This is a genomic window from Maribacter aquivivus (assembly GCF_900142175.1).
In the GTDB taxonomy this organism is placed as follows: domain Bacteria; phylum Bacteroidota; class Bacteroidia; order Flavobacteriales; family Flavobacteriaceae; genus Maribacter; species Maribacter aquivivus.
The window spans coordinates 1,687,481-1,707,221 of the sequence record NZ_FQZX01000001.1; the positions used below are offsets into that span (position 1 = coordinate 1,687,481).

Here is a 19,741-nt window from a genome sequence, read left to right on the forward strand (position 1 = left end):
AAAGAATTAATTGGCAGATTGATGCACTTGAAAACCATCAAAATAATTACCAGCTTGTAGCGATACCGTTAAGGTTCTTTCTGAACCTGTATTATTTTGCGTCATAGAGACATGTATCTCTTTCGTATTTTTTCTTTCAATGCTAAAGTCTTCCGTTTCAATTAAAAAATCTTCTTGTGTAGTATCAGTATCAGAAATATCATAATCTGAATCATCATAAAGTAGTATTCCGGCAATCCACCAAGAAGTACCTTTTGTAGTAATGAGAACTTTATTTGCTTCGGCAGAAATAGTTATGTTTTTTTCAGAAAGATGTATGTTATCATCCCATTCACCATCAATGGCGGATTTATCGCATGAAATAGCACTTAAAATTATAAAAAGTAAAAAGGCAACATGTGTAAAACGTTTCATTATAACATCGTTTCTATATCATTATCAAGGCAGATCTATAAAATACTTTTCAGTCAACGGTTCGTCTTGCCAAAAGGCAAGGTCAAAAGTCCAGTAGGGTTTGTCTTCATATAACAGATGGTAATTACCCCAAGTATATTGAAAAGCATAGGTTTCTTGTTTTTCTTTACTATACACTGTGCCAAAAAGATAAGCGCTAGATGTGCCGCTAACACTATTGGTATGTATTTCTATTTTATCTATTTGTACCGCTGTGCCAATTGGTATTTCGGCAAGTGTCTCTAGATTAGAGTTCATACCAAAGCCATTACCATCTTCTAAGTGATAGCTGTAGTCTTCATATCTAGGTAAGTCATAATTTAAAATTAGGGTAGGTCTTTTTGTAGTTAATTGCTGGCTTAAGATTTCTGAAAATGGTTTCTCAGTAGCTACATCTCTGTATTTAGGTCTAGTAAGTATATAGAATAGTAAGGTAACCGAGCCAATGACCAGGACTAAAAATATTCCGCAACCCATTGCTATTTTTTTCATATGATATTTAAATATTCAACAGCTGTTTTTTGGCTGGTTTTAATTTAAGGGGTTATATCTGATTTTATAGTATTCAATTATAAGTACTTATTTCCACTTTTATATTAATGCTAGCCCTTCTTTTTTAATCCCATTAAAGTATTCTCGATTTTTAAATTCTATGTTCCGAGAATTCGTTCTTGTTATGTTCGTTAAGAGACATAGTTTATTAAAATCGTGCGAGAAGTCCGCTTTCGTGTGCCGCTTCAACTTCTTCTGGCGTAGCTTTGTTATCTCCGTTAGTATCAACTAAGTCGAAGAATTTATCCAATCCAATTTTACGATAACTTCGTCCTTCTTCATTCGCATAAGCAACAACCTCTTCTCTAGTAACCACACAGTCTCCATTGGCATCAGTACCATTAAAACTATGATTGGGTTTAACTTTAGCGAACTCTGTATCACTCAGTTTTCCATCTTTATCCGTATCAAATAGGTTAAAGAAGTTGAGTATAGTTACTCTTCTATATTCTCCCTCCTCCATGAAAGCCTCTAGCTCTTCTCGCAAAACTGTTCCATCTCTATTTAGGTCAGCATTGTCCATTGGTCCATGCTCACTACTACCCGAAGGGCCTTCTTTTAAAGCTTCGCATGGAGTACGTTTGTCTTCACGTCTAGGAGGTCTTGGTGGTCTATTCTCACTGTCTGACATAGTTTCTTGTTCGGTAGCTTTGCTTTCAGCTTTCTTGTTGTTTTCACCACAACTCATGAACAAAGTAATACTTAAAGCGATTAAAATCTTCTTTACTATTTTCATATTTTATTTTTTATACTTCTAGTCAGGTTATATAAATTTTGTGAACTTGCTCTAGTATTAAAGCTAATGTCACGGCTATGGCAAGTAGGGCAGGCAAGGAAACTTTTTGTTTTATTTTTTCTTTTTTTGTCCCAAAGCGAAATCCTAAAGATTTCGGGACCTCATAAATATACTCAAACCTTTCGTTTAAGCCTGAAGACCGTATTGTTTATAGGTTGTGTTGTACGCAGGCTTTTTAGTCTGCTGAGTACCATTCTTTTTCCACCTTGTTATAATGATAGTCATAGCCATAATAAGATTTAAACCCTATAGAATAATTTTCATTTTCATAGAGTTCATAAATGTACTTTGTCCCAATACTTGTTCTTTCTGGCAAATCAACATTTGCTTCATTTTTAAGCTCAGTTAATGATTTAGGATAAGAACCATTTATCTCTCTATAAGCCTCAACTATTTCAACTATAGCAACTCCATTATGTTTTGAATTCTCACTTTGCCATTCTCTAATTGGATTTGAAACCAACCAAATAAAAAGTAACTGAATAAGCGATATAATAAAATAGTATTTAAATTTTGTTGATTGCTTTATGTCAATGAGAATTGATATTACAAGACCTATTAATAATACAATCAATAAAAAGATTAAATAAAAAAACAGTCCAAATCCAAATTCCCAAACAAAGGAAAAATTCCAGACATATAACACTAAAAACAGAAAGGATAAAATGCCAAAAAGTACTAGAGTAAACTTTTTTGGGTCTGAAATATTTTTCAATTGGTTTTATTTTTCAGCTTGGGTACAACGTTAAATGTAAACGTCCGTGCGTGGAAAAAGTCAGCGACTTTCGGTATAGCACAAGGCGTTACACTTTTAATATTTTTAAATTATCAGTTAAAATAATAAAATTTGTGACGCCGACTTTGCAAATACAAAACTTCCTTAGCCCAAAGCACTAAGAAGCATTGCGTTTACATAGTGTTGTAAGTAGTTTTATATTAACTTTTGATATTCTTTAATTTCATTAATCACTTCTTCAATTGATTTTCCAAATTCCGCTTCAGGAATTACGATTGGACTTCCAAATTTTTTAGTATTTGTATTCATAAGGTTTCGTATGGGATAACTCTTTGTGTTGAGAAATAAATCAATATTATTTAACTCTACAATTAAACAATTTCCTCTTGATAATTTTCCTTTAGAGAAGTCATCAATAAACTTCCATTCAACTATTCCCATTCCATTAGTTCTTATATTAATTCCACTTCTATTTATAATGATAGAATTAGAACGAAATATAGAATCATACAATCCCCATATAGAAATTATTAAAAAGAAAGCAGGAAATAAAGAATATAAAGTGTGCTTTTCAGCATTTAGGAGAATATATAACGAAATAACACCAAAAACAGAAGATAGAACAATAGACTTTATCCTTGTATTAGCATCTTTTTTATATTTAATAGAATCTTTTTTCATTATTTTGAATCAACGCTAGAATTTTGGCAATTACTTACACCTTGTTGTGCGTTCGTTTTTTTATTCGGTTAACAATTTCAAATCCCAAATATTCTTTCAGTTTTGGAAATTTGTATCTGTAATATTCATTCCAATAACTTATCATTCTACTTTATGTCTGTTGCCAATACATAGGGTTTTCATCTCTAAATTCAGCGCAAAAGTCCAGAGTGTTTTCATTTACTTTTTGTCAATAATCGGAAGTAGTTCATAGATGTATTCTCCAATTAATTGAATTAGAAAAGGAACTGTCCATTTTTCTAAATTATCCGATAATAAATTCAGCCTTTCTTCTCTTATATGTCCATTATGATGTCTCAAATAAATACAATTTAAGATGTCTTTTTGTTTGTCCGTCAGAGTCTTTTCTAATTCTGGATTTGGCTCGTCAAAGTAAAGTCTGTATGGAATTGTCAAAGTTTCATTGTCAAGTACTACATCCAACTCATTTTCGTGAATCAGATTGTCAACCTGGTGAATTGTTCCGTCAAAGGGTTTTACTTTATTATTGTCAAATGGAATGATTTTTAAAACTGCATTTAAATCCGAATACAGTTTTTTCGGGAAAGATTTGGTAAGTCTTTCCTTATATTCAGATTTTATATTTCGCTTAAATATCTTTAGCATTTCGGTTTTCTCAAATGACGCACAACACAGTACCTAAGCGTAGTGCGGTAGTAAGGAAACTTTTCGTTTCCGTCCGCGCACGAAGCTAAAGCTTATTGTTTAGTTTTATTTTTTCTTGTCTAAAGCTAAATCCTTAAGATTTAGCGACTTTATAAATATACACAGACCTTTCGGTTTTGCCCTAAAGTCCGCATTACGTTTAGGCTGTGTTAGCCATAGTTTTTATTTCCGGAATATTACTTTGTGAATCCTTAACTCAATTTTTGTCCCACCGATTCCAGTCTTTTCCATAAAGTGCATTCCCATCGGTTTTCCAATATCCACTTTCTCTATTCTCGATAAGTAATAATCTGCGTCTCTTTCAGAAAATTTTGCTAGTGATTTTAATTTTAAATCTCGAACCATTTTGGCAAAATCCCTTCCATTAATTGGCTCGATTTCTTTAACGACTCCAATTTCAGTTGGCAATTCCGTTTCTGTTCCATTAAAGAAATGCATACTTTTTCTAACTCGTTTTTTTGGTTTAAAACCATAAGGAGCAGGAATTAACAATTCTCTATCTTTTGTGTAATTGTTATGTGAATATTCAGAATCGGAGAAAAGTGCTTTAGTGTAAATTTTATTCTCAGATTGCTTATAAAGTAATGAGGTTTTAAATGGATTTTTTGAATCTAATTCTTTGTTTTCAGGTTCAATTTCTAAATCGCAATCTTCAGGTAAATTGTATGTTACTTCGCAATCACAAAATCCACCGTTCGATTCCAGAATATCAATCAAGTCATCTTTGTCAATTCCATTGTTTTCAGCCCATTCAAATGTATTTCTCAATGAGTGGTCGCATCCATTCTTTTCAATCCGTTTCTCAATGAAAACGCACAATTCTGTCACTTGTTTTTCGGTAAGAATGGTCATTTATTAAATTATGGCTAACGGTTGAGCTATGAACAGTACGGGAGCAAACTGGCGTTTGCTTTCCGCCACGCACATAGCGAAATCTTTTTGTTTTGATTATTTTTTCCTGTCCAAAGCAAAATCCCAAAGATTTTGCGGACTTTATAAAAATACACAAACCCTGCGACTAAGCCCGAAGCCCGTATTGTTTATAGGTTGTGTAGCCAGTTTTATTTATTTTTCAATAATTCAGTTTCCAAATTGTCTTTTGCTTCGGAATAACCCATTCCTTTCGTTATTGGATTTCCGTCAGAATCCAAAATCACAAAATATGGCTGAACATTGGATTTAAAATTCTCCTTTTGATAATCAGACCATTTTTTTCCAACTTTTTTATCGTCAACATATAACCAAACATTGATATAGTCATTTTGCATTGTTTGGAATAGGGTCTCATTTTTCATTATCAAGTCCGATTCTATTTTCCGTCCGTTAATTACTGCGTAACCAGTAAAATATAAGAGTATAGGCTTTTTTTCAGTTTGTGCTTTTTCAATTCCATAATCCAAGTCCTTTAAAATTCGTAGCTCAGAATTCAGATGTTCTTCTTGTTTTTTTCCTTTTTCTATTGCGTTTTGAATATCAGATTCAGTTGGGAATTCAATTTTATGATTCGGATTTTTACAGTTTAAAAAAGTAAAAATTATTAAATTAAGTAAGAATAGTTTTTTCATTTGAACAATGTATCTCAAATTGGCTACAACGGTCAGGCTATGCGCAGTGTGGGTTTTGATTTACAATTCCCAATGCGCCACTACTCGTAGCCAAATCTTTTTGTTTTGATTTATTTTTTCTGTCCAAAGCAAAATCCCAAAGATTTTGCGACCTCATAAAAATACGCAAACCCAGCGAATAATCACCTTAGCCCACATTACGTATAGGCATTGTTACCCAACGTTTTTTCCGCCCGAGTTAGCTTTTTATTAGAATGGCAAGTCCATTAACACAACAGTTGCGTTTGAGTAAGGTCCATCTGCGCAAACTTGCTTAGAAGGCTTTTTTTGGTTTATAGTTGGTAGCTAATTACACCGAGAATGATTAGAATAAAGTCTATCAAAACAGCTTTTTTTAAGTTCAGCTTAGAGGTTATGATTTTATACCCAATGATAATTCCGACAAGTGCTAAAACATTATGAAGAATCAATATCCAATCGGCTATGCGAAAAGTCGGGTAATAATCGGTAATATGATAACGATATAATAAATAAATACTAAGCCAGAACCAAAAGAGATTAATAAGAATAATGAATAGACCGATTATTTTATGCTTCTTTAAGAAGACTAGGCATGAAACGGAGGTTAAAATCAGAATCAGAATTGTACCGTAAATAACTAAGTCCATCCACAATCTAACATTCTCTATTTCTGGGACAGTTTTATTTAATATTGACCCTGCAGAGAAAAAAAGTATTAGCGACAACACAAGAAAAATAATTGAATGATTTATAATAATTTTTCTTTTGGTCATTTGTTCAAAATGTTGGGTAAATAAGAAATAAACGTACCTAGGTACGTTTATTTCTTATTTACCCGTAATTTAATCAAATCTTCTAAAGTATCAATGAATACGGTTGCTTAGTGGTGTTTGCCCGTATAATATGTGTATAATATATGTTTGTAAACGACTAAATTTTATTATTACTTGGTCATCTAAAGAGATTTTAGAAGTCCGCCATCAATAGGAATATTTGTTCCAGTTATATAAGCTGCATTATCAGATGCCAAGAAGGCTGCTAAAAAACCATATTCTTCTGGGTTACCTATACGTTTCAATGCCACTCTAGATTCCATATCTTTTCGTACTTGGCTTTGTTCTACACCTAATTGCTCTGCTTTTTTTGCATTAAGTTGCGTAATACGGTCCGTATCAAAATAACCGGTGAGTATGCTATTTACTGTAATGTTGTGTTTGCCAACATCTGTAGCCAAAGTTTTTGCCCACGTTACTACGGCAGCCCTAATAGAATTTGAGAGCGCTAAGTACGATAGTGGTTCTTTCACTGAAACTGAGGCAACATTTATAACTCTACCCCAATTCTTTTGCATCATAGACTGTAGTGCCAATTCTGTTGTATAGACCACGGTTTTAAACAAGAGATCAAAAGCTTCTTGGTAATCATCTACTTTTTTTTCCAATGCACTACCAGCAGATGGCCCTTGTGTATTATTTATCAAAATGTCTACTGTATTTTTTTCGAAAAAATTGCTAATTACGCTTTTGTAATCCTTAAAATTATTGAAATCTACTGCAAGATATTGGTGCTGCTGTCCTTGGTTTGTAGGCAATTCATTTACTATGTTATGTAACTTCTCTTCACTGTGCGACATTAGGGTTACACTAGCGCCACTTGCCGCTAATTGTTGTGCTATGGCTTTACCAATACCACCACTACTACCACCAACTAATGCTTTTTTATTTTTTAACGATATGTTCATTTCTTATTTTTTAGATTGGGTAACTGAGCGTAGTCAAAGTAAACAACCAATAACTAACGATACTCTTCTCGTGTAGGACTAAATACATCTAACAATTTACAAGCGGTCAAGGCAATACCACTATGTTTTAGATGCGGTGCAATTATTACAATATCACCTGGTCCGTACACTTTTGTGGTTCCATCTAAAGTGAATTCAAAATCACCTTCCATAACATGCATAATCTGCTCGTTCATGTGAGAATGTTCAGGTACTGTGGCACCTTTTTCTACATCCCAAAATGCCATACTCATGTTTTCAGAATGTACCAATTTGCCATGTAAACCGGGCATAATTTCTTTTGAGGGTATGGTAGATAGATTCAAGTTCATTGATTGTTTATTTTTAAACTAAAGATACTCGAATCTATCGCAATTGTAAAGTAGTTGTGCTCAAAGTGCACTTTTAAATTTAGTTTTTGGTAGGTGAATTGTCAATATAATCCCACCCAATAACTACAAATTCGCAACGTCGGTTCCACTCATGGTCTTCTTCTGAACAGGCTTCTTCTGTTGCACAAACTACAATTGGTTTTGACTCTCCGTATCCTTTTGAAACCACTCTGCCAGATTCAATTCCGTTTTTAATTAAGAAGTCTTTGGCAGAATCTGCACGTTTTTGAGATAGGTCTTTGTTATACCCTTTATTACCGCGAATATCTGTATGTGTGCCAATTTCTATAATCATACCTGGGTTCTTTTTCATGATATCGATTACGGTCTGCAATCGTTCGCGCGACTCTCTTCTTAGGTACCAAAGGCTATAGTCGAAATGTATTTCTTCGGTCTGTATAACGGTGCGATCTGCATCTTTTACAAGTGCATTTTCTGTCTGTATGGCATCTTCTATTTTCTTTGCCAATGCTTTTTCTGCCTTTGCTTTTTCAGCTATGCGCTGTTGAGTTAAACGTGCTGCTTCTTCAATACCTTGTTTTTCTGCTAACAGTGCCGCTTTTTTAGCTGCCTCTAACTTTTTAGCAGCTATCTGTTCTGTACGTAGCTTTTCGGCTTTTTGCTTTTCTTGTAATGCAAGTGCTGCTGTTTTTTGTTTTTCTAGGATGGAATATAGGTCCATAGAAGCATCATGTTCGGTATTTCTTTCTTTTGTACTGCGGATGTTCTTGGCATTACCTTCATAACCGTCTTTTTCTGCTTTTACTTCGTAGGATGCTTCACAGACAATGTCAAAATCAAACGCGCCATTTTCTTTGGTAATGCATGTTGATATTACCTCGTTTTCTGCATTTAGTAATGTCACTTTTGCAAAGGCTAATGGTAGGGTAGTGGTACGATCTGTTATAATACCGGTAATAAATTGTTCACAATCTTCAATTGATAACTCTTTGGTTACGCTAAAACTATAGATATCATCACTTCCCTTGCCAGATGGTCTGTTACTTGCAAAATAACCCGATGCATTATCAGTATTTAATACATACGAGAAATCATCATAACCACTGTTTACAGGTAACCCTAAATTATCTGGATGCTGAAAAGTGCCATTCTTATTTTTAGAAACAAAGACATCTAAAAGTCCGAAGCCTGGGTGTCCGTTCGATGAAAAATAAAGAGAATTATCCGAAGATATAAAAGGGAATTGCTCCTTCTTGTCTGTATTAATTACACTACCTAAATTAACAGGAGTGCTAAACGTATTATCAGTTTGTAAGCTTGTTTCATAAATGTCAAAAGAACCGAATCCGCCAGGTCTATCCGAAGAAAAATATAATTTTGTACCATCGGCATTTAAAGCGGGGTGCTCATTAGAATACTCATCGCTATTGAATGAGAGCTCGGTAATATTCTTCCATTCGCCATCAACTAAACTAGCGCTGTAAATTTTTAAATTAGATACCTTTTGATCATCGGTTTTACGCTTACCATGGTTATAGTTGTTACGGGTAAAGTACATGTTGTTTCCGTTGGGTGAAACCGTAAAAGAGCCTTCGTGCAGTTTTGTATTAATAGTATTCGATAAGCTAACGCTAATACTATCGCCCAGTTGTTCTTGATCTATTGGGTGTGTGTAAATATCTAGATACTGCTGATTGTTCCACCGGTATGTTTTCGAAGCTGATTTTTTATGTGCTGCAGTGTACCAAATGGCATCACCAACGTGCATTGCCCCAAATTCTGATGTAGTCGTGTTCAGGTTACTGTTAACAATTGCGAAACGATCACCAATTGCTTTTACATTTTCTAGGTATATACTTTCTTCTTTCAATTGTTGCAATAGCGCCGTATTACCTTCTTTGGTGTAATAATCAAAAAATACCTGTGCGGCTTCATCATATTCACCAATGGCTTTTAAAGACTGGTTTAGCTTAAAATAATATTGCTCATCTACCGTATCGCCATAATTAGAAATAAGGTAGCGATACCAACGTGCCGAAGCATTTAGATCAAAAGTATGGTAATAGCTATCTGCCAAGTTTTTTACGACCAGACTGCTTTTGTTGCTAGGTAATGCCGCTTCATACAAAGCAATGGCATCTGCATAATATTTCTTTTCAAATAGGTCGTTGGCACGTATTAAGTCTTGTGACCAGACAGATTGAAAAATTCCTAAAAATAGGATGATATAAATATGTAAGTTTTTCATTTTAGTAGAATCTAGGAGATTTATCATAGCCTTTTTTGAGTCCCCAAAGGTCTAGGTTGAACAGCACGAAAATTTCATGTGATCCATTATTGAATGCGCCTAAATTAGACAAGGTGTAATCATAAGCATAGCCTATTCGTACAGAAGGTATAACCGCAATATTGAACATGGCATTTACAGAATCATCTAACCTATACGATATACCACCTTCAAAACGATTATTGAATAAGGCGTTGAAAGATACATCTGCAGTAATCGGTGCACCCGATACCATTTTGGTTAATACAGATGGCTTTAGTTTCAGATTCGGATTAATGTCAAATACGTAACCTGCCATACCAAAAAGGTGAATAGCTTCTGAGCCAATACGGTTTAGACCATCTCTATTTTCTAAATGTTTAGAGGTCAATAAATTTGGAATGGACAAACCTGCGTAAAATTTATCGCGATTATAAAATGCACCAATACCCACATTTGGGAAGGTGTTATTCATATTCTCATTAAAAGCAGGGTCATCTTGAACCTCTGGTAGTCTGAATCCGTTAAAATTGGTCTCGAACGTGGTGATACCTCCTTTTAGACCTAAACTCAAATTACTTTGTTCATCTAGCTTAAGTATATAGGCGAAATCGACATAAATGTTGTTTTCTTTCAAAGAACCATCACCAATATCATCTGATATAATAGATGCCCCCATTTCAATTTTTTCTGATAATGGAGTATGGGCAAAAAAGGTCAGCGTTTTTGGTGCACCCACGGCATTTTCCCATTGGGTTCTGTATAGCGTACCAAAATTAAGCATGCCAGGTTCATTGGTCGTGTAAGCAGGGTTGACCACATTCATGTTATACATATACTGTGTATACTGCGGGTCTTGCTGTGCCTGTGTTTTTAAAAAGAACAAAAGCATAACTATGCAGATGCCCCAAGTGGTGTTTGTTATTTTCTTGTGCATGGGTTATCTGTTTAAGTATAAACGACCTTGAATAGGTTCTGAATTGCCTTTATTATAATTGATGATGTAGAAATAGACTCCGTTTGGCGCCGTAGATGATCCATTTCGACCATCCCAAGCGGGATTAGTTTTGTCACCTTTAAATAACGTTGTGCCGTATCGGTTCAAAATCTCTAAAGTGAAATTTGGGAATATGGTTTCTATATTAGGAATGAAAAATGTATCGTTTCTACCATCTGCATTTGGTGAAAATCCGTCGGGTATGAAAAAGTCATAATTTTTAGGATCACAGTTGCTGAAATCTACAGTTACAGGAACACGCGTTGCAGAAGAACATCCGGTAACGGAATTATAATTTTCAGCATAGTACGTAGTATCTGTTACTAAAGGGATATCGTCTGTAAGTGCCGTACCGCCAGTTTCTGTTATAAACCAGAATACTTCATTTTCTGTTTCGTTTTCTAAAGTCCGTAATGCTACAACCGTAGGATCATCTAAACCACAAACAGATAATACATCTGAAGAAATGGCTGTTGGTGCTACGGTTATTACGGTCGGCGTAATTTCTAATCGTTCAGTGCTTGTACAACCTCCATTGTTGGTAGCGGCAAAATAAGTTTGACCATCTACTAGAATTGTAGCATTGTCTAAAGCAGTACCGCCAGAGAGCGCACTAAACCATGAAACCGAACTGCCTGCACTTACATTTACATTAATATTCGACAACGTCGGATTCGTTTCTGCACAGAATAACGGAGTACTATTATCACTCGTAGGCGCATCAGGGTTACTAAAATTGACCGTTATTTGAACACGTGTGGTTCCCTCACAATTAGTAAGTGGGTCGCTATTGGTTACAAAATACTCTTCACCGTCTATCAGAACAGTAGAAATCGGTAGAATATTAGTGTCTGTATCAGTATCGTAAAATAAGATATCGCCTTCTGCGGTAACATTAATATCCATCAATGTTGGTGCTTCACTAAAATCACTCAAACAAAAAGTTTGGTTGGCATTGGCTACGGGAGCTTCTGGCACTCCGCCTCTTGAGAAATTTTCGCTCTCTTCAAACTCAAAATCTAATCGGCAGGGTGTAGTATCATTTTGAATGCTTCGTACACTAGCGGTATAATTACCAATAGGTAAAGCATCTACATCTATTTGATATGCAGCAGTACCACCTGTGAAATTTATAGTATTGGTAGTTAGCACGGTATTTGAACCTAATTCTGTAACATCATAAGTAATAATATAGGTGCCATCTGGCAGTATAGGTGCATCAACAAGCACATCTATCTGTGTAGCATCGCAATTGTTGTCTATAATCAAATCTAGCTGAATAGCATCTGGTAACGGGGTTACGATAAAAATATCTGCTAGAGGACAATTGGTTGGAAATGTATTTAAGATGGCAGGTCTAATTTCATATTCTCCACCTACTAAAAAATTGCTTCCGGGTACAGTAAGCGTAGCATTACCACTAATAAATTCTAGATCAAATGAATCAGATGTTTCTGTACTGCTATCTGGTCTTGTTAATACATATTGGGTAGTAAAAGTACCGTTGGCAAAATTACCGCTGGTGTCAAGTATTTCTGTTATTTGTACGGTGGCATCGTTCTGCACACAAATATCTTCAATATCTGCCTGTGAACTGGCTACCAAAAAGGTGGTTGGTGGTACAATAACTGTTGGGCAAACATCTCTTATAGGGCTAACGCTAGTAATACCCACTACTTCAAGAGTAACCGTTTCATTTAGTGGTACTAATGTTGGGTCTACAATAAAATGACCGTCTCCGTCTATTAGAGATGTACTTGCCACGCCAGAAGATCCGTTAATTGTGTATGAAATTAAAAATGCGCCATTGTGCAATAGCGTATCATCATATTCTAGTTCAACCACATAATCTTCTTCAATACAAATATCTTCAGCAGTAATGTCTCCATCTAAAACAGGTAAAATATCGATGTTGACCGTAACCTCTCTTTTTTCGCAAACAGGGTGGGTAGGGAAAACAGTATATACAAATGAAAAGGTACCGTAACCGAAAGTGTCGTACAATTCTTGAATATTAATGATCGAATCATTTAAATCACTCAACTGACCGGTAGCATCTTCTGACCATGTTCCGTTTGGATCTTCACCTAATAGTTGGTCGTTTAGGTCAAAATTAGTGTACGCTGAAAAATCATCGTTGGCACAAAACGTGACACTTGTGGGTCTACCAGGGTTTGGTGGTGGATGTACTTCTAGAACTACGGTAGCTGTTCTACCTGCACAAGTGTTTACATCAGGTACGGTATAAGTGAAAATGTATATACCTGTACCTGCAGCTTGGGCATTAAAAATATTCTCTTCTAAGAAACCGGTAATAGTACTTGGGTCTTCTTCCCAGAGACCATTGAAATCTTGAACTTTACCATCTACATTACTGCCTAGAAAGCCATGTAGATTTACACTATTGTCATCTCCACAGGCATTTGCACTACCATCTATATTATCTTCACCTGGGTAACCACCCAAGTTAATATTTACAGTCGCAGTTTCATTACAATCAGTATTGGTGTATACAAATGAATGTGTACCGTAGTTATTAATACGCCAAAGATCTACAATTCCAGTGCTTTGGTTTAATGCGTAAAAATTTTCTGGGTTTGTGGTAGACCAGGTGCCGCCTGCAGTAGGGGAGCCACCTAATCTTGGAAATAGGGCAAAATTGCGATTTGCAACATCTGAGTCTTTTTCGCAAATCTCAATACTTGCATCATTACCTGCACATTGTGCTTCGGCTAAGTTTGATAAACCGAGAAAAAAAAGCACCAAGGCAAAGAACCTAAAGTTTAATTTATTCATTAATAGGGGATTGGTTGTTGAATATATGAATATGGTTTAAAGGTATTTACGTCAACATTTGTAGGAAATTATATGTTGTGAAAACATCAATATGTAGGGTGAATACTACCAAACGTGATAAAAAGTGTTAAAAATTAACGTATTTCATCGATGAGATTGTCTCTTTTAGAAGGATTTTCTAGGCTCTAGTTTTGTGTGGATTCCATAATAATACATGCACAATACGTATCTTTGCCACCTAAAATTTAGGAATGCGAATACATTTTATTGCAATAGGAGGAAGTGCCATGCACAATTTAGCGTTGGCTCTAGAACACAAAGGATATGTTATTACAGGTAGTGACGATGTCATTTTTGAACCTTCTAAATCTAGATTAGCAGCAAAAGGATTACTACCCGAAGAGTTTGGTTGGTTTTCTGATAAAATTACTAGTGATCTAGATGCTATTGTATTAGGTATGCATGCCAAAGCTGATAATCCAGAATTGCTGAAGGCTCAAGAACTAGGGATTACAATTTATTCTTATCCTGAGTTTTTATATGAGCAATCTAAAAATAAAACCCGAGTAGTTATTGGTGGTAGCCATGGTAAAACAACCATTACTTCAATGATACTTCATGTGCTTAACTTTCATGATATAGAGGTAGATTACATGGTAGGTGCACAGTTAGATGGTTTTGATAGAATGGTGCATTTGACAGAAGATAATGATTTTATCGTGCTAGAAGGCGATGAGTATTTGTCTTCACCAATAGATCGCAGACCTAAATTTCATTTATACCAACCTAATATTGCTTTGTTAAGTGGTATAGCTTGGGATCACATCAACGTATTCCCCACTTTTGAGAATTACGTAGAGCAGTTTAAAATTTTCGTTGATAGTATTGTAAACGGTGGTTCTATAACATATAATATAGAAGACGAAACAGTAAAGGAGATTGTTGAGGCCTCAGAAAATGCCATTAGAAAATTACCGTATACAACACCTGAATATAGTGTTGAAGACGGAGAAACGCTGTTGGAAACGAATGAAGGACCAATGCCTATTGAAGTTTTTGGGAAGCATAATCTAAGCAATTTGGCAGGTGCAAAGTGGATTTGCCAAAATATGGGTGTTGATGAAGATGATTTCTATGAAGCTATTGCTACATTTAAAGGAGCGTCTAAACGATTAGAAAAAATAGCTGAAGGTAATTCAAGTATTGCGTATAAAGATTTTGCACACTCCCCTAGTAAAGTTGCTGCTACTACAAAAGCGGTGAAAGAGCAATACCCAAATAGAAAACTGATCGCTTGCTTAGAGTTACACACGTACAGTAGTTTTAATCCTGAATTTTTAAAGGAATACAAAGGAGCTTTAGATGCTGCCGACGAGGCGGTTATTTTCTTCTTGCCAGAATCTGTAGCCATTAAGAAGTTAGAAGCGGTAACCCCCGAACAAATTTCAGAAGCCTTTCAAAGAAAAGACTTAAAGATTTTTACCGATGCAAAATCTTTTCATGAGTTTATAGAAAATAAAGAGTATAAAAATGCTACATTATTATTAATGAGCTCTGGTAATTATGGAGGGCTAAATTTGGAAAAATTGAAAAACTCAATTGTAAATAATTAAAAATCAAGCAATTTAATAATCTAGTTTTCGTTTGGTCTACACTAACCAATAGTTTTAAATTGTGAAAAAATTAAACATTTTAGTATTATCCTTCATTTTTTTAGGTGCTGTTTCGTGTAGAGATACCGAAAAAGAGCAAGAACAATTAGACGCAACCCTTAATAAAATTGAGGCTGTTGAACAAGATTTAGAGAAAACTTCTGAAGAAGTAGAAAGTAAAGTAAAAGAAGTTGAATCTGCTCTAACGGAATTAGATAGCATTTAAAAAAAAGATATGAAAGTTATTATAAAAAATATAGGGTTGGTGTTATTCTTTTTTACACTAACAACTGCTGCAGGTTATTCTCAGGGAAATTCTGAAGGAAAAGCCAAGGGTAAGGAAAAAAAGGAAAAAATTCAAAAGTCTGTTGAAGATGAAGCGGAGTCCCAAAAAGGCAAAGCCAAGGAAATGAAGCAGAAGGGGCAAGATAAAATAAAGGATAAGGCCAAAGGCAAAAAGGAAGATATTAAGGAGTCTGTTGAAAATGAAGTGGAACGCCAAAAGGGCAAAGCTGAGGAAATGAAACAGAAAGGTCAGGACAAGGTCAAAAAGGCTAAAAAAGAAAAAGGTCTTGAAGATGATGATGACTACATGAAAAATGATGATGATTTTGATGTAGAAGATGAAGCAGAAAAGAAAGAAAAAAAGGTTAAAAAAGAGAAATCTAATAACGGCAAAGCTTACGGTAGAGATAAAGGCGATATGAGTGGTGAAGAGTTTGGTAAATATCGAGCTTCAATAGCCCAAGAGCAGGTAGAGGAAACCGAAAAGGAACTTACTGAGAAAGAAGAAGTTCTTAAAAAAGGTAGAGAAAAGGTGAAAAATGCTAAAGAAAAAGTAGCGAAGGAAAGAGAAGTTAAAGGTGCTGACGAGGAAGTTATTAAGCAAAAGGAAGAAAAGATTTCTAATGCAGAGAAAAAGCTAGACGAGTTAGAAGAGGTAATTAAACGCAACAAAGAAAAAGTAAAACAAAAAGCAGAAGAAATTAAAAAAATTTCTGAACCTATTCAATAACTTTTTCTGAAGAATATTAAAATAAAAGCCCCTGCATCTTTTGCAGGGGCTTTTTCTTTTGCTTTAGTTTAATATTAAGTGAAAAATACTAAGCCTTTTTGAATTTGATTTTTCCAACAACCAACAACTAAATTACACTCCAAATTGTTTTAAGTGATGGTCTAAATGTTTGTACTGCACTTGACCCCATTGCTCTTTAGTAAATGGACCAAAAGCTGGATGCGGATACCATTCTTCGCGATCACGTACCGCATAAAAATCGTCCACTAAAGTTTTTAGTATTTCATGTTCAACAGAGAAGTCTTTGGCTTCTTTAGCTTTTAGTTGAGGTGCGGTAGGTAAATTCTTTCTCCACGGTTTATCATTGTATAAAGATTTTTTAAAGAACGTTTTTACGAACCAATTCCCTTTAGAAGTATTGGGTGTATTCTTAATAGCTAATTTCAAAGGGTATTGGCAATGCCAAACCATTTGGCCAACGGTCATTTTTCCCCAACCTTTCTCAGAGGTTTCAGAAAGTTGCTCTATTCTACCTTTAATTTCTTGGTATGCCTCTTCGTTTAAAATCGATTTCATGGTTGGTTTTTTAATTGATGCATAAATTTACCATAAAATAATTTGTTCTGTATCTTTAGCCAATGCACGATAAACCAACTTCCTTATCTATTAAAAATTGGTCAGATGATGATAAGCCAAGAGAAAAGCTAGTTCACAAAGGTCGTTCTGTATTGTCTGATGCTGAATTGATTGCCATTTTAATAGGTTCGGGTAGTAGGTCAGAAAGTGCGGTTGAACTGTCTAAACGTATATTGGCATCTGTAGATAACAACCTCAATGAATTAGGTAGACTTTCTATAAAACAGCTGATGGCCTTTAAAGGTATTGGCGAAGCAAAAGCAGTAAGTATTGCAGCAGCTTTAGAAGTAGGTAGAAGAAGACGGGGAGAAGATGCCGCTAAAATTAAAAAAATAGGAAGCAGTAAAGATGTTTACGAAATTTTACAACCCCTTTTGGGCGATTTGGAACATGAAGAATTCTGGATTCTATTTCTCAATAACTCCAACAAAGTATTGCATAAAGCACAGTTAAGTAAGGGTGGTATCACTGGTACTTTAGTAGATGTGCGTATAGTCATGAAACAAGCTTTAGAGCTAGGCGCAGTGGCAATTATACTAGCTCATAATCACCCTTCAGGTACACTAAGACCTAGTGCAGCAGATAAACAGATTACCCAGAAGATAAAAGTTGCTAGTGAAACTTTAGATATTAAAGTGTTGGATCATTTGATCATTACCCAAAAAAGTTACTATAGCTTTGCAGATGAAAAAATTCTATAGATGTTATTGATTTATACACATAAAATCACACCACGTCTTACCTATATCATGAGGCATATCTTCGTGAATATATTAGGTGTTGAACTTGATTTTACTACTAAAGTAGAGGAGTTTATAAAACATACCGGACCCAAAATAACGTATACAAAACAACCACTGCAGAATGAATTTTTTGTTCGTGGTAACGAGTTGCTTTTTGAGCAGGGTATTAACGATATTGAATTAAATATTGCAGTGTGGGAAGATATACCTTGTTTTTTTCAAGCAGGGGAGCGTAGTAACCTACCGTTTGATATTTTTGCCGCTAGTTTCTTTCTACTTTCAAGATATGAAGAGTACTTACCCCATGTAAAGGATATTCACGGTAGATTTTCACCCAAAGATAGTATCGCCTTTCAAAATGGATTCCTTCAGAAACCCGTTGTAGATATTTGGGCTCTTAAATTATTAGATGCATTAAAAGAACGTTTTCCAGATTTGGAATATAAGAATAAGTCTTATGATTTTATATCTGTAATTGATGTAGCAACTTCTCACTGCTATGCGAATAGGGGTGTAATTCGTGGCTTGGCGGGAATGCTAATGGACATAGGTACATTTAAGCTTAAAAGAGTTTATGATCGTATAGCGGTAGCTTTAAATAGACAGAAAGATCCTTATGATAATTATGCAGAATTAATTGCCCTGCACAAGAAGTATAATGTAAAGTGTAATTTCTTTTTTCAGTATGCGGATTACTCAAAGTACGATAAGAACGTATCTACCAACAGTATTAAATTTAAGTCGCTAATAAAATATGTAGCTGATTATGTGCCAGTATCATTGGCAGCAAGCTATAGTTCATTTTCTGACCTAGAACTCTTAAAGAAAGAAAAAGCCAATTTAGAGGTGGTCATCAATAGACCTGTAAACAATTGTAAAATGCGATATAATAGGGTAGATGTGCCGCAAACCTATCGTAATCTCATTGCGGCAGAGTTTACCAATGATTACACTATGGGGTATACCTTTGAACTTGGTTTTAGGGCAGGTACCTGTACGCCATTTCAGTTTTACGATATTCCGTTAGAAGTAAAGCAGCCTATAAAAGTGCATCCGTTTGCTATTCATGATATATCGCTTTCAAAAATTAAGAAAGATCAAGAAGTATTACGTCAAGTGCAATTGATCACTAATGAAGTTAGTAAAGTTAATGGTACGCTAATAACTATGTTCTCTAATGAAGTCTTAGGTAACAATGAAGATAGAGATTGGATGAATGTGTACACCGAAGTAATAAAACAACAACATGTTTGAAGATAAAGTAACAGATGTATTTTTTGATTTAGATCATACCTTGTGGGATTTTGATAAAAACTCGGCGCTGACCTTTGAAAAAATATTCAACGATCATAAAGTTGGAGTAGAACTACAAGATTTTCTAGAGGTGTATGTACCAGCAAACTTGAAGTTTTGGAAATTGTTTAGAGAAGAAAAAATAACAAAAACCGAATTGCGGTATCAGCGACTTAAATCGGTTTTTGATACTATGGGGCATCCTGCTACAGATGATCTCATCCATTTATTATCCGAAGAATATATTAATCATTTATCCTCATTTAATACCCTTTTTCCTAATGCTATTGAGGTGTTAGATTATTTGCAACCCAAGTATAAACTGCACATCATTACCAACGGTTTTCAAGAAGTTCAAGGTAAGAAGCTTAGAAACTCAGGTATTCATAGCTATTTTGATCAGATTATTGATTCTGAAATGGCAGGAGCTAAGAAGCCGAATCCGGTTATCTTTAATTTGGCTTTAAATAGAGCTGGTGTAGTGCCAGAAAAGTCAATAATGATTGGTGATAGCTTAGAGGCAGATATCTTGGGTGCGAAATCTTTAGGTTTTCATACCATACACTTTAATGCCCATAAAGAGGAAACTCATGATGTGGCACCGATAATTTATGATTTGCAAGAAATAAAATCCCTTTTATAGAGTTACTATTACTATAGACAACTATCTATATGTATTA

Annotated in this window: 20 protein-coding genes; 6 read left to right on the forward strand and 14 right to left on the reverse strand. The window is 34.9% G+C overall.

The features are described from left to right. Positions 1 to 6 precede the first annotated feature (6 nt). The 13 genes from BUC31_RS07035 to BUC31_RS07100 form a co-directional block, all read right to left on the reverse strand. On the reverse strand, positions 7 to 414 hold the full coding sequence (locus BUC31_RS07035) for a hypothetical protein (protein ID WP_073242520.1): 408 nt from the start codon (positions 412 to 414) through the stop codon (positions 7 to 9). Between the two features lie 24 nt (positions 415 to 438). Further along, a complete protein-coding gene (locus BUC31_RS07040) occupies positions 439 to 945 on the reverse strand; it encodes a hypothetical protein (RefSeq protein WP_073242522.1) in 507 nt (168 codons plus the stop codon). A 208-nt stretch (positions 946 to 1,153) separates the two neighbouring features. After that, positions 1,154 to 1,741, reverse strand: a complete 588-nt coding sequence (locus BUC31_RS07045) for an EF-hand domain-containing protein (protein ID WP_073242524.1) — start codon at positions 1,739 to 1,741, stop codon at positions 1,154 to 1,156. 235 nt (positions 1,742 to 1,976) lie between these two features. Continuing rightward, on the reverse strand, positions 1,977 to 2,516 hold the full coding sequence (locus tag BUC31_RS07050; RefSeq protein WP_073242526.1) for a hypothetical protein: 540 nt from the start codon (positions 2,514 to 2,516) through the stop codon (positions 1,977 to 1,979). 216 nt (positions 2,517 to 2,732) lie between these two features. Next, positions 2,733 to 3,218 (reverse strand): STM3941 family protein, encoded by a 486-nt coding sequence (locus BUC31_RS07055; RefSeq protein ID WP_073242528.1) that lies wholly within the window; start codon positions 3,216 to 3,218, stop codon positions 2,733 to 2,735. Between the two features lie 219 nt (positions 3,219 to 3,437). Then, on the reverse strand, positions 3,438 to 3,884 hold the full coding sequence (locus tag BUC31_RS07060; protein ID WP_073242529.1) for a hypothetical protein: 447 nt from the start codon (positions 3,882 to 3,884) through the stop codon (positions 3,438 to 3,440). A 222-nt stretch (positions 3,885 to 4,106) separates the two neighbouring features. Continuing rightward, positions 4,107 to 4,796, reverse strand: a complete 690-nt coding sequence (locus BUC31_RS07065) for a DUF2695 domain-containing protein (RefSeq protein WP_073242531.1) — start codon at positions 4,794 to 4,796, stop codon at positions 4,107 to 4,109. 209 nt (positions 4,797 to 5,005) lie between these two features. Beyond that, positions 5,006 to 5,509, reverse strand: a complete 504-nt coding sequence (locus BUC31_RS07070; RefSeq protein WP_073242533.1) for a hypothetical protein — start codon at positions 5,507 to 5,509, stop codon at positions 5,006 to 5,008. A gap of 976 nt (positions 5,510 to 6,485) precedes the next feature. Further along, complete coding sequence (locus tag BUC31_RS07080) at positions 6,486 to 7,271, reverse strand: SDR family oxidoreductase (protein ID WP_073242537.1); 786 nt, start codon at positions 7,269 to 7,271, stop codon at positions 6,486 to 6,488. Between the two features lie 53 nt (positions 7,272 to 7,324). Continuing rightward, positions 7,325 to 7,642, reverse strand: coding sequence for a cupin domain-containing protein (locus BUC31_RS07085; protein WP_073242539.1), 318 nt, complete (start codon positions 7,640 to 7,642; stop codon positions 7,325 to 7,327). Positions 7,643 to 7,721: 79 nt separating this feature from the next. After that, complete coding sequence (locus tag BUC31_RS07090) at positions 7,722 to 9,911, reverse strand: OmpA family protein (protein ID WP_170861933.1); 2,190 nt, start codon at positions 9,909 to 9,911, stop codon at positions 7,722 to 7,724. Between the two features lies 1 nt (position 9,912). Further along, complete coding sequence (locus tag BUC31_RS07095) at positions 9,913 to 10,866, reverse strand: PorP/SprF family type IX secretion system membrane protein (RefSeq protein WP_073242542.1); 954 nt, start codon at positions 10,864 to 10,866, stop codon at positions 9,913 to 9,915. Positions 10,867 to 10,869: 3 nt separating this feature from the next. Continuing rightward, complete coding sequence (locus tag BUC31_RS07100; protein WP_073242544.1) at positions 10,870 to 13,722, reverse strand: T9SS type B sorting domain-containing protein; 2,853 nt, start codon at positions 13,720 to 13,722, stop codon at positions 10,870 to 10,872. A 251-nt stretch (positions 13,723 to 13,973) separates the two neighbouring features. Here BUC31_RS07100 and BUC31_RS07105 point away from each other — a divergent pair, with 251 nt between their 5' ends. The 3 genes from BUC31_RS07105 (at position 13,974) to BUC31_RS07115 (ending at position 16,389) form a co-directional block, all read left to right on the forward strand. Next, on the forward strand, positions 13,974 to 15,335 hold the full coding sequence (locus tag BUC31_RS07105) for a UDP-N-acetylmuramate--L-alanine ligase (RefSeq protein WP_073242546.1): 1,362 nt from the start codon (positions 13,974 to 13,976) through the stop codon (positions 15,333 to 15,335). Between the two features lie 61 nt (positions 15,336 to 15,396). After that, positions 15,397 to 15,600: a hypothetical protein gene (locus BUC31_RS07110; RefSeq protein WP_073242548.1), complete on the forward strand. Its 204-nt coding sequence runs from the start codon at positions 15,397 to 15,399 to the stop codon at positions 15,598 to 15,600. Positions 15,601 to 15,609: 9 nt separating this feature from the next. Beyond that, the gene (locus tag BUC31_RS07115; protein ID WP_073242550.1) at positions 15,610 to 16,389 is read left to right on the forward strand and encodes a hypothetical protein; all 780 of its coding nucleotides are present in this window, start codon (positions 15,610 to 15,612) and stop codon (positions 16,387 to 16,389) included. Between the two features lie 132 nt (positions 16,390 to 16,521). On the opposite strand, the gene BUC31_RS07120 is transcribed toward BUC31_RS07115, so the two are convergent. Beyond that, complete coding sequence (locus tag BUC31_RS07120) at positions 16,522 to 16,965, reverse strand: DUF1569 domain-containing protein (RefSeq protein WP_073242552.1); 444 nt, start codon at positions 16,963 to 16,965, stop codon at positions 16,522 to 16,524. 62 nt (positions 16,966 to 17,027) lie between these two features. Here BUC31_RS07120 and radC point away from each other — a divergent pair, with 62 nt between their 5' ends. Genes radC through BUC31_RS07135 form a run of 3 tightly spaced genes read left to right on the forward strand, consistent with a single transcriptional unit; the run spans position 17,028 to position 19,704 of the window. After that, complete coding sequence (radC, locus tag BUC31_RS07125) at positions 17,028 to 17,726, forward strand: RadC family protein (protein WP_073242554.1); 699 nt, start codon at positions 17,028 to 17,030, stop codon at positions 17,724 to 17,726. Between the two features lie 48 nt (positions 17,727 to 17,774). Further along, the gene (locus tag BUC31_RS07130) at positions 17,775 to 19,022 is read left to right on the forward strand and encodes a polysaccharide deacetylase family protein (RefSeq protein ID WP_244534012.1); all 1,248 of its coding nucleotides are present in this window, start codon (positions 17,775 to 17,777) and stop codon (positions 19,020 to 19,022) included. Then, the gene (locus BUC31_RS07135; protein WP_073242558.1) at positions 19,015 to 19,704 is read left to right on the forward strand and encodes a YjjG family noncanonical pyrimidine nucleotidase; all 690 of its coding nucleotides are present in this window, start codon (positions 19,015 to 19,017) and stop codon (positions 19,702 to 19,704) included. The genes BUC31_RS07130 and BUC31_RS07135 overlap by 8 nt, the downstream gene beginning before the upstream one ends. Positions 19,705 to 19,741: the final 37 nt, after the last annotated feature.

Excerpts from the sequence above, each read along its gene's own strand:
- BUC31_RS07035 (WP_073242520.1), bottom strand. The coding sequence starts at position 414 with ATGAAACGTTTTACACATGTTGCCTTTTTACTTTTTATAATTTTAAGT.
- BUC31_RS07040 (WP_073242522.1), bottom strand. The coding sequence starts at position 945 with ATGAAAAAAATAGCAATGGGTTGCGGAATATTTTTAGTCCTGGTCATT.
- BUC31_RS07045 (WP_073242524.1), bottom strand. The coding sequence starts at position 1,741 with ATGAAAATAGTAAAGAAGATTTTAATCGCTTTAAGTATTACTTTGTTC.
- BUC31_RS07055 (WP_073242528.1), bottom strand. The coding sequence starts at position 3,218 with ATGAAAAAAGATTCTATTAAATATAAAAAAGATGCTAATACAAGGATA.
- BUC31_RS07060 (WP_073242529.1), bottom strand. The coding sequence starts at position 3,884 with ATGCTAAAGATATTTAAGCGAAATATAAAATCTGAATATAAGGAAAGA.
- BUC31_RS07065 (WP_073242531.1), bottom strand. The coding sequence starts at position 4,796 with ATGACCATTCTTACCGAAAAACAAGTGACAGAATTGTGCGTTTTCATT.
- BUC31_RS07070 (WP_073242533.1), bottom strand. The coding sequence starts at position 5,509 with ATGAAAAAACTATTCTTACTTAATTTAATAATTTTTACTTTTTTAAAC.
- BUC31_RS07080 (WP_073242537.1), bottom strand. The coding sequence starts at position 7,271 with ATGAACATATCGTTAAAAAATAAAAAAGCATTAGTTGGTGGTAGTAGT.
- BUC31_RS07085 (WP_073242539.1), bottom strand. The coding sequence starts at position 7,642 with ATGAACTTGAATCTATCTACCATACCCTCAAAAGAAATTATGCCCGGT.
- BUC31_RS07090 (WP_170861933.1), bottom strand. The coding sequence starts at position 9,911 with ATGAAAAACTTACATATTTATATCATCCTATTTTTAGGAATTTTTCAA.
- BUC31_RS07095 (WP_073242542.1), bottom strand. The coding sequence starts at position 10,866 with ATGCACAAGAAAATAACAAACACCACTTGGGGCATCTGCATAGTTATG.
- BUC31_RS07100 (WP_073242544.1), bottom strand. The coding sequence starts at position 13,722 with ATGAATAAATTAAACTTTAGGTTCTTTGCCTTGGTGCTTTTTTTTCTC.
- BUC31_RS07105 (WP_073242546.1), top strand. The coding sequence starts at position 13,974 with ATGCGAATACATTTTATTGCAATAGGAGGAAGTGCCATGCACAATTTA.
- BUC31_RS07115 (WP_073242550.1), top strand. The coding sequence starts at position 15,610 with ATGAAAGTTATTATAAAAAATATAGGGTTGGTGTTATTCTTTTTTACA.
- BUC31_RS07120 (WP_073242552.1), bottom strand. The coding sequence starts at position 16,965 with ATGAAATCGATTTTAAACGAAGAGGCATACCAAGAAATTAAAGGTAGA.
- radC (WP_073242554.1), top strand. The coding sequence starts at position 17,028 with ATGCACGATAAACCAACTTCCTTATCTATTAAAAATTGGTCAGATGAT.
- BUC31_RS07130 (WP_244534012.1), top strand. The coding sequence starts at position 17,775 with ATGAGGCATATCTTCGTGAATATATTAGGTGTTGAACTTGATTTTACT.
- BUC31_RS07135 (WP_073242558.1), top strand. The coding sequence starts at position 19,015 with ATGTTTGAAGATAAAGTAACAGATGTATTTTTTGATTTAGATCATACC.